Genomic DNA, 11948 nt, shown 5'->3' with positions numbered 1-11948 from the left:
GCCCACCACCGGTCCCGGCCGGCGCGGGAACCGGAACCGCAGGGTACGGAGCGGACCGCAGGCCCTCCGCGCGGAAGAGCATGAAACGGCCGGTCGGACGGCTGGCCCGGCGCTCACCAGGGCAGCGGACCGTCCTCGCCGACGAAGGCGCCCGTGGGGCCGTCGGCGCCGATCGTCGTGAGCCGCGTGACCACCACCGCGCCCTGGGCGGCGGTGCGGTGCCCCGTGTTGCCGTTCATGTCGGTCGCGCAGTGGCTGGGATTGGCCGCGTTGACCTTGATCCCGGAGCTCGCGAGCTCCTTGGCGTAGGCCACGGTCACCGCGTTCAGCGCGGTCTTGCACGAGTTGTACGCCAGCATGTTGAAGGGGTACGACACGCTGGACGGGTCGGTGACCATGGCCAGCGAGGCGAGCTCGCTGGACACGTTGACGATCCGGCCGGCCGCCGAGCGGCGCAGCAGCGGCAGCAGCGCGTTGGTGACCGCGACGACGCCGAAGACGTTCGTCTCGTACATCGCCCTGAGCACCGGCACCGGGGTGGAGCTCGGCCCGGCGTGGTCGGCCGGGTGCGAGATACCGGCGTTGTTGACCAGGATGTCCAGCCGCCCGTACTCGTCCTCGATCCACTTCGCGGCGGCCTCGATCGACGCCTCGTCGGTGACGTCGAGCCGGACGAACCGGGCGTCGATCCCCTCCGCCGCCAGCACGGCCGCGGCCGCCGCGCCCCGTTCCTCCGACCTGGCCCCGACGAGCACGGTCGCGCCACCGCGGCCGAGCCCGCGGGCCACCTCGATGCCGATCCCCTTGTTGGCCCCGGTCACCAGGGCGACGGTCTTCTCCGCCATGACGTTCTCCTCCATGGGTGAGCTGGTTACGCGGCCAGACTCACCCGGAGCTCTTGAACGACTCTGGAAGATCACATCAAGTGGATCCCAAGCGCCCGCGGGGCGGCACGGCTCACCCGGCGCCGTTCACCTGACGCCGTTACCCGGCACGGTTCGCCCGGCGCGTCTCACCCGGCACGGCTCACGCGGGGAGGGGCGCGGCTCGCAGGGCCGCCACGCGGGCGGCGGCCAGATCCGCCCGCCTCTCGACCTCCGCGGCCCGTTCCCGATCACCGTCGGCGTCCCGTTCCCTGAGCGCCTGGGCGGTCTCCCGGCCGGTGAGCACCACCAGGTTGTCGGCGCCCAGCGTCTCCGCGAGCGCGAGCGCGCGCTCACCGTGCTCGACCGCCGCCTCGGGATTCCCGATGACGCGGGCCAGGCGGCTCAGCGACCGGCCGATCGGCCACAGCACCAGGCTCAGCCCGCTCATGGCGATCCGGTCCGCGTGCGGCAGGGCCATCGCGTACAGGTCGGCGCACGCCTCGGGATCGCCGAGGCGTGACCAGATCTCGGCGCGTACGGCGACCCGGTGCGCCCACATGAAGTCATCGAGGACCGGCGGCTGCCGGCTCCACGGGCCGAGCAGCCGGCGCGCCTCGTCGGGCCGGCCCATCAGCAGCAGGAACAGCGCGTGCGCCTCGCGGACCACGTCGCCGAACGGGCGGTCGTAGTCGCCCAGCCCGTCCAGCACCGCGTTCGCGGCCCGGCCGTTCCAGGCGTCGTCCAGGGTCAGCATGAACCAGCCGTTGAAGGTGTTCTCCTCCACGCAGCCCATCGAGGTGACGCGGTGCTGCTCGGTGGCGGCCTGGAAGATCTTCTCGGCGGCCGGCCGGTCACCCCTGATCACGGCGACGCCGAGGCGGAGCCAGCCGATGACGACCACGAGGTAGGGCACGGTGAGCCGTTCGGCGAGCGCGGCCGCCTCGTCCAGCGGGGCCAGGGCCCGCTCGGCCGCCCCGGCCTCCAGCAGCGCGCCGCTGAGGTAGACCAGCCCCACGGCGAGAAGCTCGTCGTCACCCGTCGTCCGCCCCGCCTCCACCATCTCCTCGGCGGCCGCGATCCGGGGCCCGGCGGTGTCGCGGTGCATCAGGGCGATGTAACGGCAGTTGAGCGCCCTGCCGACGAGTTCCGGGTCACCGGTCCTGCGCGCGTGCTCCACGGCCAGGGCGCTCAGCCGCTCCCGCTCCGCGGGCGGGCAGCCGGGCTGGTAGTACATGTCGACGGCCAGGCAGCCGAGCACCCTGGCCCGGTCCGCGTCGCCCAGGTCGGGCAGGCCGGCGAGCTCCCGGAGTTCGGCGACGAGGTCGGGGTCGTAGCGGGCGGACGCCTCCCAGGGGCGGACGATCCGGCCGCCGTACCCGGTGGCGGCGGCGATCCACCGGGTACGGTCCCCCGTCTCCCGCGCGATCCGTCGTACCTGGTCCAGGGCCGCCCGCTGGCCCGCGGGGTCCCCCGCGCCGTACCGGGCGTCGGCGAGCGCGAACAGCAGCTCCATCCGGTCGGCCGGCTCCAGGCCGGGGTCGGCCTCGGCGACGTTCAGGGACCGCTCCAGCAGGTCGGTGGCCGCGTCGTAGGCGCGCATCCGGGCCGCGTACGCCGCCGGCCTGCGTCCCGCCCGCCACGCCGTGCCCGCGTGCCCCGCGCCGGCGGCGAGCAGCCAGTGGTGCGCGGACGCGGCCGGGTCCCCGCCCGCGGCGTCCAGCGCCCGGCCGGCCCTGGCGTGCAGCCGGGCGCGGCGGACGGGGGCCAGCGCCTCCGCGAGCGCCTCCTGGACCAGCGCGTGGACGAACCGGAACCTGTCGGGCCGGGCGGTGTCCTCCACGATCACCGCCGCGGAGACGGCCGCGTCGAGGCGGTCCAGTGTCTCGTCGAGCTCCAGGCCGGCGACCTCGGCGAGGATCCGGGCGTCGAACTCCCGCCCCACCACCGCGGCCGCGCCCACCAGATCGGCCGTCGGGCCCGGCAGTCGGCCGACCCTGCCGAGCACGACGTCGCGAACGCCGAGCGGCAGCGGTCCCCGCAGGTCGTGGCCCATCTCGGCGAAGCGGACCAGCTCGGTGACGAAGAACGGGTTGCCGCCGGTGCGGTCGTGCAGGGCCCGCAGCATCTCCGGCGAGCCGATGCCGGACGGCACGAGTGCCGCCAGGTCGGCCGCGCTCAACCCGGTCAGCGCCAGCCGCACGGCCCCGCGGCGGGCGAACGCCTCGAAGACACCGGCCAGGGCGGCCGGCCGGGGAGGCTGGTCGCGGGCGGTGCCGATCAGTGCCACGGGCGCGCCGTCGAAGGTCTCCGCGAGGTAGCGGAGGAGCTGCAGCGACGACGGGTCGGCCCAGTGCAGGTCGTCGAGGACCACGGCGACGGGCCGCTGCGCCGCCGCGGCGGCGAGCACCCGCCCCGCCGCGTGGTAGGCCCTGAACCGGGAGCCCTCGGGGTCGGCGGTGGTCGCCGTCCCCGTTCCGGGCAGGTCGGCCCGCACCCGCGGGGGCACCTCGCGCAGCGTGTCGACCAGCCGCTCCAGCACGGTCGTCCACGGCCAGAACGCCGGCGAGCCCTCGATGGCGGCGCACCGGCCGACCGCGACCAGGAAGCCACGCTCCTGGGCGAGGGCCACCGTCTCCTCGGCCAGCCTCGTCTTGCCGATGCCCGGCTCGCCGGTCACCAGGGCGAAGCCCGGTCCGTCCCGCAGCACGCCGTCCAGGAGCCGGCCGATCGCCACGATCTCGGCCCGGCGGCCGACCGGCGACGTCCGGCGGGGGCGGGGGGCCCGCCCGCCCACCGCCGTCCCGCCCGCGAGCACCGGATCGACGTCCGGGCCGAGGCCCGGGAGGGCTCCCGCCGCGGCTCCGCGCAGGGCGGCCCCGGCGGGCAGGCGCAGCACCGGCGCCTGGTTCAGAATGTTCAGTTCGAGAGTGCGCAGTTCCTCACCCGGGTCGATGCCGAGTTCCTCGGCGAGGATCCTGCGCGCGGAGCGCAGCGCTTCCAGCGCGTCGCCCTGGCGCCCGGAACGGTACAGCGCCAGCGCCAGCAGCACCCAGAACCGCTCGCGCATCGGATGGTCACGGGTGAGCGCCTCCAGTTCCCCGATGACCTCCGCGTGTCTGGCCTGCGCCATGGCCGCCGTGACCCGCAGCTCGCGGGCGCGGTTGCGGTGCTCGGACAGCCGCGCCTGGGTGGCCGCGGCATACTCCCGGCCGTCGAGGTCGGCGTACGGCTCGCCGCGCCACAGCGCCAGTGCCTCGCGGGCCGCCCGCTCGGCACCGGCGGGGTCCCCGCCGGTCACGGCCTTCTCCGCCTGGGCCACCAGGGCGGTGAACCTGCCGGCGTCCACGCCGTCCGGATCGACGCGCAGGGAGTACCCGGCGGGGCCGAGCTGCAGGAAGGAGCTGGGAGACCGCGGCAGGCGACCGGGCTCCAGCACCTGGCGCAGGCGGGAGACGTAGGAGTGCAGGGACGCCATGGCCTCGGCGGGGGCGTCGTCGCCCCAGATCCGGTCGATCAGGACGTCCGGGGCGATCGGCCGGCCCTCGGCGAGCACCAGGACGGCCAGGAGCATCCGCACCTTGTGCGGTGCCGGGATGACGATCTGCCCGCCCCGGACTATCTCCAGCGGCCCGAGTACTCGTATGTCCACTTTTCGCACGTCCAGGGGATCGCCGTCGACCGGATACGAAGCGACGTTAACCCGAAAAGCCGGAAAGTTGCCATATGCGCCACCGGCGTCCCGTGCACGGCCCCGGACCACGGCGGGGAACCCGCGCGGCCCGGGGCGCGACGGAGAACCCGCACGACCCGGGATCACGGCGGAGAGCCGCCTCACACGCGCGGCCCCGGATCGCGGTGAAAAGCCGCCTCACACGCGCGGCCCCGGGGCGCGGCGGAAGGCGAAGGGCTCACTCTCACGGCCCGGGATCACGAACCAGCACTCGCCGGTGCCGCCGCTGTCGAGCAGCCGGAAGAACGCGTCGACGACGGTCTCGACGTCGAGGATCGGGAAGCCGATCTGCTCCAGCGTCGCCTTTCCCTCACCGAGGATCGCGGTGTCGGCGAACGACGGGCAGAGCCCCTGCACCGCGATGCCGTGGGGCTGGAGGTCCTGGGCGAGCGAGCGGACGAGCCCGACGACGGCGTGTTTGTTGGCGGCGTAGATGGGGTCGGACGGGATCCCGACGATGCCGGCCATGCTGGCGGTCGCCACGATCGTGCCGCCGCCGGCGGCCAGGAGCGCCGGGATCGCGGCGTGCGCGCCGAAGACGACGCCGTCGAGGTTGACGCCCATCGCCAGGCGGTAACGCCGGATGTCGAAGTCCTCGCCCAGGCCGCAGCCGGAGGCGATGCCCGCGTTGAGGAAGGCGAGGTCGAGCCTGCCGTACCGCTCGACCGCGGTGGCCACGGCCGCCTCGTTGTCCTCCAGGCGTGAGACGTCGCAGTGGACGTACGTCGCGCCGAGCTCGCCGGCGAGCGCCTTGCCCGCGGCGTCGTCGACGTCGGCCAGGACGAGCCGGGCGCCGCCCGCCGCGAGCCGCCGGGCCACCCCGGCGCCGATGCCGTTGCCGCCCCCGGTGACCAGGGCGACCTTGCCCGCCAGCCGGTCGCTGCGGACCGTGTTGACCGCTCCCTCCGGGAGCCGTGCCCCCAGCCCGCTGAGCAGCCCCGCCCCGCCGGCGGCGAGCCCTCCGGCGGCGCCGGCGCGCTCCGCGCCTGTCTGTTCCGTGCTCAAAGCGGCAGCCCTCCCGTGGCGGCGCTGGTGGAGCCGGTGCTCCGGTACGCGGCGATGGTGCGTTCGGCGATGCGCATCTGGTGGATCTCGTCGGCACCGTCCGCGAAGCGGGCCCAGCGGGCGTGCTGGAGCATCTTGGCCAGCGGGGTGTCGGTGGAGTAGCCGAGCGCGCCGTGCACCTGGATCGCCCGGTCGACAATCCGGTTGAGGCTGTTGGCCACGAAGTGCTTGGCCATCGAGACCTCGGTGCGGAAGTCCTCACCCTTGTCGATCTTCGAGGCGGCGTGCAGGACCATGAGCTTGCACTGGTAGAGCTCCATGGCCGAGTCGGCGATCATCCACTGGATCCCCTGTTTCTCGGCCAGCAGCGACCCGTGGCTGTAGCGGTTGAGCGCCCGGTCGACCATCATGTCGAGCGCCGTCTCGGCCTGGGAGATCCAGCGCATGCAGTGCGCCAGCCGGGCCGGACCCAGGCGGTACTGGCCGAGCCGGTGGCCGTTGCCGCGACCGCCCAGGATCTGGCTGTCGTGCACCCGCAGATCGGTGATGACGATCTCGCTGTGACCGGTGGAGCCGTGCATCGTCTCGATCTCCCGGACGTCGTTCCATCCCTCCTGGGGGAGGTCGACGATGAACGCGGTGTTGGCCCCCCGCGACCCCTCGGGGACGTCGGGCTCGGTCCGGGCGATGAGGATGGCGAAGCTCGCGCGGCGGGCGTTGGAGATGAACCACTTGTGACCGTTGATGACCCACTCGTCGCCGTCCTTGACGGCGTGCGTGCGGATCAGGGTGGGATCGGAACCGGCCACCTCGGGCTCCGTCATCGCGAAGCACGACATCTTCACGCCGTCGAGCAGCGGCCTGAGGTACTTCTCCTTCTGCTCCTCGGTGCCCCAGTGGAGCAACGTGTGCATGTTGCCCTCGTCGGGTGCCGAGCAGTTGAGGATCCACGGCCCCAGGCGGGTCTTGGCGGCCTCCGACTGGACCATGGCGAGCTCGACGTGGCCGAGGCCCATGCCACCCCACTCCTCGGGCATGTGCGGCAGCCAGAGCCCTTCGGCGCGGGCCTTCTCGCGGAGGCCGAAGATGACGCGGAGATACTCGTCACGGCTGGTGACCCTCTCCTCGTCGTCGAACCCGCTGACGGCGGGGGCGACGGTCTCCTGGATGAAGGTCCGCACGCGCCGGCGGATCTCCTCGTGCTCGGGGGCGAGGGTGAAGTCGATGGCCATGGGGCTCCCCTTACCGGTGGTCTGCGGGGTGGTCTACCAGGTCGAGAGGGTCGTCAGGCGTACGCGGCTTCTATTCTTTGCCGAGTGCAGCCGCCCCTGATGCGACTGCTTGATGATTTGATGCAAATGCATTATTACCCTAGCGAGTGGGACATCCACCAGCAAGAGCCAGGAGAGCGCCCATGCCCCCGAACCCGGAGACCACCGGTAAGCGGCTGGTCGCGGCGGCCGAGCGGCTGTTCGCCGAGCGGGGCATCGACGGCGTGTCGCTGCGCGAGATCAACACGGCCGCCGGCCAACGCAACTCGACCGCGCTGCAGTACCACTTCGGCGACCGCGCCGGACTGCTGACCGCGGTGCTCGCCAAACACCACCCGGAGATCGAGGCACGCCGCCACCAGCTGCTCGACGAGTACGAGTCACGCGGCGAGCTGCCGGCGGCCGAGGCCCGGCGCACCCTCGCCGCCGCACTGGTCCGGCCGATGGCCACGAAACTGGCCGACTCCGACGGCGGCCGCGCCTACCTGCGGATCATGGAGCAGCTCGTCCACCGCGGCGACCTGCCCGCGCTGCGCGCCGTGCAGGGCGACCCCGGCCAGAGCATCAACCGGTGGCGCGAGCTCGTCGCCCCGCTCCTCCCGGAGATCGCCGTGCGACGGCTGCACCAGCGCTTCATGGCCATCCGGGTGACGTACGTGGAGCTCGCCCGCCGGGCCGCCGGGCCGGAGGGCAAGGACGACCGGCTCTTCACCAGCCACCTGATCGACGTCGTCTCGGCCGTCCTGGCCACCGAGGTGTCCGAGGAGACCGCACGTCTGCTGGGCGAGCGCGACAGGGAGCGCGGCCGGGCGGACGGCGGGAACGGGACGGGGGACGCGCGCTGAGAACGCGCGTAAGAACTCGCCGGAAGGGCCGCCGAGGCACGGGTGAGCCACAGCCGGCACGGACCCACGGGTGAGCCACAACGGGCACGGACCCACGAGCGAGCCAAGCCGGCGCGAACCCACGAATGGGCCACAACGGGCGCGGGCCGTCAGGCGCCCGCGGGAACGCCCTCACGGCTCGCGGGAACGCCCCCACGGCTCGCGGGAACGCCCTCACGGCTCGCGGGAACGCCCCCACGGCTCGCGGGAACGCCCTCACGGCTCGCGGGAACGCCCTCACGGCTCGCGGGAACCGTCCGGACCGGGTCGGGGCCGGACACGGGTGAACACCTCACGACCCGCGCGAGTGTCCTCAGGCGCCCACGGGGGCGTCCTGGAAGGCACCCCCCACCGCGTAGGTGACCAGCGTGGTCAGCACCTCCTTGACCGACTCGCGCCTGCGCGCGTCGCAGAGGACGATCGGGGCCACACCCTCCAGGCCCAGTGCCTTGCGCACCTTCGCCGGGTCGTGCCGCCGGGCCCCGTCGAAGCAGTTGACCGCCACCACGAACGGCAGCCCGCGCTGCTCGAAGTAGTCCACCGCCGGAAAGCAGTCCTGCAGGCGCCTGGTGTCGGCGAGCACGACCGCGCCCAGCGCGCCGAGCGACAGCTCGTCCCACATGAACCAGAAGCGGTCCTGTCCCGGGGTGCCGAACAGGTAGAGCCAGAGCCCGTCCCGGATGGTGATCCGGCCGAAGTCCAGCGCCACGGTAGTTGTGATCTTGGTTTCCACACCCTCGAGATCGTCCACCCCGACGCTGCGCTCGCTGAGCAGCTCCTCGGTGTGCAACGGCCTGATCTCGCTGATCGAGCCGACCAGGGTGGTCTTGCCGACCCCGAAGCCACCGGCGACGAGGATCTTGATGGCCATCGGCGGCGCGGTGACCGCGGTCCGGCCCGGCTCAAAGGCCGCGTATCCCATGCAGCACTTCCCTGTAGATGCGTTCGTCGATCGTCTGCGCCGCGGGCTGGGGCCGGTCGATGGTGACCAGGCCCTCACGCCGCAGGTCGCCGAGGAGCACGCGGATGATGTTGAGCGGCAGCCTCAGGTGCGACGCCGCGTCCGCCACCGGGGTGGGCCTGCGGCACAACGACAACAGTTCGAAGTGCTCGGGCAGCAGTCCGAGAGGCTCCGACGGTATGTCGACGGTCGTCACGATGGCCACCAGGTCGAAGCTCTCCCCCAGTGGGCGCGCACGGCCGCCGGTCAGCCCGAAGAGCCTGACCAGCGGCCCGGGATCCTCGTCCATCACGGCTGGGCACCGTTCCAGGCGGGGGCGGGGGCGGCACCTCGCGGCTGCGCGGACAGGTGCTCGCCGACGCGCTTGACCATCAGCGCCATCTCGTAGGTGACCATGCCCAGCTCGGCGTCGGCGGCGGCCAGCACGGCCAGCCGGGCGCCCTGCCCGGCCGCGGTGACGAACAGGAAGCCGCCTTCCATCTCGATGATGGTCTGCCGTACGCCGCCGAGGCCGAAGTGCCGTCCGGCACCCAGCGCGAGGCTGTGGCTGCCCGCCGAGATGGCCGACAGGTGCTCGGCGTCCTCCCGGGTCAGCTCCCGAGAGCCGCCCATGGCCAGCCCGTCGGCGGACAGCACGATGGCGTGCCGGATCCCGGGGACGCGCTGCGTCAGGTCGTCGAGCAGCCAGCTGAGTTCAGATCTGGGGTCGGCCATCGGGGTGATCATCCTTTCCATGCCGCATGTCCTCGTCCTGCTCGGCCTGGCCGCGTCCCCGCTGCCAGCCTTCCTGCATGGACGACATGAGGGTGAAGAGCTCCTCCGGGGACCGGACGGAGACGTCGCGCTGTTCCTGGACGGGCGCCCGGCGCAGCTGAGGAGCCAGACTAGCCTGCCGTACCCGCACCGGGAGGCCGTCGAGGTCGTCGTCGGTGACCTGTACGGCCTGGCGTACGGGCGCGGGAGGCGGAGGGTTCTCGCGCCGCGGCCGGGTCTCGAACCATTCCGAGCGGTCGGGGGCGCGGGCCACCAGCCGGTCCTGCGGCGCCGAGACGATCCGCGGCCGCGGCCGCGGCGCGCTCAGCGCCCCCCGGACCGGCCGGCGCGGGCGGGGGGCGCCGACCCGGACGTCCCGCTCCGGCTCGGCCTGTACGGGGGTCGTCCCGGACGTGACGAGCAGGTTGGGCGGGAGCATCACGATCGCGGTGGTGCCGTCGTAGGGCGAGGGCCGCAGCACGACCTTGATCCCGTGCCGGGCCGCGAGCCGGGCCACGACGAACAGGCCGAGCCGGTCGCTGTCGGCCAGGTCGAACTCCGGTGGTTCGGCGAGCTTGGCGTTGAGCTCGTCGAGGGTGGTGGGGTTCAGGCCCAGACCGCGGTCCTCGACCTCCAGCGCGAACCCGTTGGCCGCCGTCATGCCCCGGACGTGCACCACGGTGTTCGGCGGCGAGAAGACGGTGGCGTTCTCCACCAGCTCGGCGATCAGGTGGATCACGTCGGTGACCGCGCTGCCCGTCAGGAGGGGCGCCTGCGGCATCGGGAGGACGGTGACGCGGGTGTAGTCCTCGACCTCCAGCACGGCGCCGCGCACCACGTCGAAGACCGGTACCGGGTCCCGCCACCGGCGGGCGGGGGCCGCGTCGGACAGGATGATCAGGTTCTCGGCGTGCCGCCGCATGCGGGTCGTCATGTGGTCGAGCTTGAACAGGTCCTCCAGCGTGTCCGGCTCCTCGACACGGCGTTCCATCGCGTCCAGCAGCGTGAGCTGGCGGTGGAGCAGAGCCTGGTTGCGCCGGGCCAGGTTGAGGAAGACCTGGCCGACGCCCTTGCGGAGCGTCGCCTGGCCGACCGCGGCCTCCACCGCGGTGCGCCGCACGGCGGAGAGCGCGTGCACGACCCCGTCGATCTCGGCGGTGTCCGCCGGGTCCAGGTCGGGGGCCTCTGCCGCGGGGTCCACCTCCTCGCCCTTGCGCAGCCGCTGGACCAGCCGGGGCAGCCGCTCCTCGGCCAGCTCCACGGCCGAGGTCTGCAGCCGCCTCAGCTCGACGATCATGGAGCGGCCGAACCGGTACGAGCCCAGGATGGAGACGATCACCGCGAGCAGGCCCAGGCCCACGATCAGTATGACCCGCAGGAGCGTCTCCGCCTGGATGTCCTCGCCCCGCTCCGCGGCGTGGAGCAACTCCTGCTGCACGTGCTGGTTGAAGGAGCCCAGGACGAACTCGGCGTCGGCCCGCCACGCGGCGGCGTCCACCGGGGGCTTCCCGCTCAGATCCCAGGCGAAGATCTTGTCCTCGGCGGCCTGGAGCCGCTGGTATGCCTCGTCGCGAGCGTGCTCCTGGTAGTGCGCGCGCAGCTCGGCGCCCATGTCCCGCTCGGCGTCGGCCAGGTTGGCACGCCGGCTGGTCATCGCCGCGACGAAGGCGGCGTGCTCGGCCGGCGACATCGTGCCCTGGTCCAGCACGACGGTGAGCACGGCGTGCTCCCTGCCCAGGTACTCGGCGGCGTTGCCGTAGGCTCCCAGGCCGCGGAGGGTCCGGAAGGACGAGACGTCGAGGATCGCGTCCGTCTCACCGAACTGCCGGTTGGCGACGGTGATGAACGCGTTGTAGGCGTCGATCACCTGGATCGGGGTCATCACGCCGCTGTCGGCCGAGGCTCGCACCCGGACGAGCCCGTCCATGGCCGACTCCAGGGCCCGCACGTCGGTCGGGGCGTTGTCCGGCGCGTAGCCCTCGGCGGACGTGATCACCTGGCGCACCAGGTCCACCTTGCCGTTGGTGACCCGCCGCTGGTCGGAGAGCGGCTTGTTCTGAGCCGTGCGGCCGGCCGCCGCCGCGGAGAGCTGGCGCTCCCGCTGAATCTCGACGGTCAGTTGCCGGATCGGCTCCCCGAGCACCTCCCAGCGGCTCTGCGTCTGGGAGAAACCGGCGATCTGCGAGAGGGTGGAGTAGGCGAGAAAACCCCACAGGGCGACCAGGGACACCAGGGGGATGACCAGAATTCTAAGGATCTTGGAGCGGATCGGCGGGGGGGAACTCATACTTCTTGTCCAATCCGCGGGTTCCTGCTCGTGACCGGCAGCCGCGGGCACGGATCGATCCCGCGGCCCGCACCGCGACTGGGGGCTTGTGATTCGTCACACTATGCCCACCGGACATACAGCGCTTCAAGCCAGCGAAGCGAAAATTGAGTATCAATTCATTACTCTCGAGTACCGCAGCCTCACGAACC

At 72.8% G+C, this 11948-nt stretch carries 9 protein-coding genes; 1 reads left to right on the top strand and 8 read right to left on the bottom strand.

The annotated features are described in order from the left end of the window. Nucleotides 1–113: 113 nt before the first annotated feature. From ABD841_RS01130 to ABD841_RS01115, 4 genes are all read right to left on the bottom strand, one after another. On the bottom strand, nucleotides 114–845 hold the full coding sequence (locus ABD841_RS01130; protein ID WP_344966798.1) for an SDR family oxidoreductase: 732 nt from the start codon (nucleotides 843–845) through the stop codon (nucleotides 114–116). Between the two features lie 181 nt (nucleotides 846–1026). Then, nucleotides 1027–4515, bottom strand: a complete 3489-nt coding sequence (locus ABD841_RS01125; protein WP_344966796.1) for an ATP-binding protein — start codon at nucleotides 4513–4515, stop codon at nucleotides 1027–1029. Between the two features lie 219 nt (nucleotides 4516–4734). Then, nucleotides 4735–5601: an SDR family oxidoreductase gene (locus ABD841_RS01120; RefSeq protein ID WP_344966795.1), complete on the bottom strand. Its 867-nt coding sequence runs from the start codon at nucleotides 5599–5601 to the stop codon at nucleotides 4735–4737. Beyond that, nucleotides 5598–6833 carry an acyl-CoA dehydrogenase family protein gene (locus tag ABD841_RS01115; RefSeq protein WP_344966793.1) on the bottom strand — a complete coding sequence of 412 codons (1236 nt, stop codon included), beginning with the start codon at nucleotides 6831–6833 and terminating at the stop codon, nucleotides 5598–5600. The genes ABD841_RS01120 and ABD841_RS01115 overlap by 4 nt, the downstream gene beginning before the upstream one ends. Nucleotides 6834–7015: 182 nt before the next feature. On the opposite strand from ABD841_RS01115, the gene ABD841_RS01110 reads away from it, so the two are divergent. Next, nucleotides 7016–7717 carry a TetR/AcrR family transcriptional regulator gene (locus ABD841_RS01110; RefSeq protein ID WP_344966791.1) on the top strand — a complete coding sequence of 234 codons (702 nt, stop codon included), beginning with the start codon at nucleotides 7016–7018 and terminating at the stop codon, nucleotides 7715–7717. Nucleotides 7718–8069: 352 nt separating this feature from the next. On the opposite strand, the gene ABD841_RS01105 is transcribed toward ABD841_RS01110, so the two are convergent. Genes ABD841_RS01105 through ABD841_RS01090 form a run of 4 tightly spaced genes read right to left on the bottom strand, consistent with a single transcriptional unit; the run spans nucleotide 8070 to nucleotide 11757 of the window. Beyond that, complete coding sequence (locus ABD841_RS01105; protein WP_425581927.1) at nucleotides 8070–8678, bottom strand: GTP-binding protein; 609 nt, start codon at nucleotides 8676–8678, stop codon at nucleotides 8070–8072. Continuing rightward, nucleotides 8659–9006 carry a DUF742 domain-containing protein gene (locus ABD841_RS01100; RefSeq protein ID WP_344966787.1) on the bottom strand — a complete coding sequence of 116 codons (348 nt, stop codon included), beginning with the start codon at nucleotides 9004–9006 and terminating at the stop codon, nucleotides 8659–8661. Before ABD841_RS01100 ends, ABD841_RS01105 begins: the two co-directional genes overlap by 20 nt. Further along, entirely contained in the window at nucleotides 9006–9443 is a 438-nt protein-coding gene (locus tag ABD841_RS01095; RefSeq protein WP_425581930.1) for a roadblock/LC7 domain-containing protein, read from the bottom strand. Before ABD841_RS01095 ends, ABD841_RS01100 begins: the two co-directional genes overlap by 1 nt. After that, nucleotides 9412–11757 (bottom strand): sensor histidine kinase, encoded by a 2346-nt coding sequence (locus tag ABD841_RS01090; protein WP_344966785.1) that lies wholly within the window; start codon nucleotides 11755–11757, stop codon nucleotides 9412–9414. Before ABD841_RS01090 ends, ABD841_RS01095 begins: the two co-directional genes overlap by 32 nt. Nucleotides 11758–11948 lie beyond the last annotated feature (191 nt).

This window comes from Streptosporangium fragile (assembly GCF_039534445.1).
Lineage (GTDB): Bacteria > Actinomycetota > Actinomycetes > Streptosporangiales > Streptosporangiaceae > Streptosporangium > Streptosporangium fragile.
This window is presented reverse-complemented; position numbering and strand designations above follow the sequence as displayed.

Coding starts and splice junctions, on each gene's coding strand:
- ABD841_RS01095 (WP_425581930.1), bottom strand. CDS start 9,443: ATGATCACCCCGATGGCCGACCCCAGATCTGAACTCAGCTGGCTGCTC.
- ABD841_RS01115 (WP_344966793.1), bottom strand. CDS start 6,833: ATGGCCATCGACTTCACCCTCGCCCCCGAGCACGAGGAGATCCGCCGG.
- ABD841_RS01105 (WP_425581927.1), bottom strand. CDS start 8,678: ATGGGATACGCGGCCTTTGAGCCGGGCCGGACCGCGGTCACCGCGCCG.
- ABD841_RS01090 (WP_344966785.1), bottom strand. CDS start 11,757: ATGAGTTCCCCCCCGCCGATCCGCTCCAAGATCCTTAGAATTCTGGTC.
- ABD841_RS01130 (WP_344966798.1), bottom strand. CDS start 845: ATGGCGGAGAAGACCGTCGCCCTGGTGACCGGGGCCAACAAGGGGATC.
- ABD841_RS01110 (WP_344966791.1), top strand. CDS start 7,016: ATGCCCCCGAACCCGGAGACCACCGGTAAGCGGCTGGTCGCGGCGGCC.
- ABD841_RS01100 (WP_344966787.1), bottom strand. CDS start 9,006: ATGGACGAGGATCCCGGGCCGCTGGTCAGGCTCTTCGGGCTGACCGGC.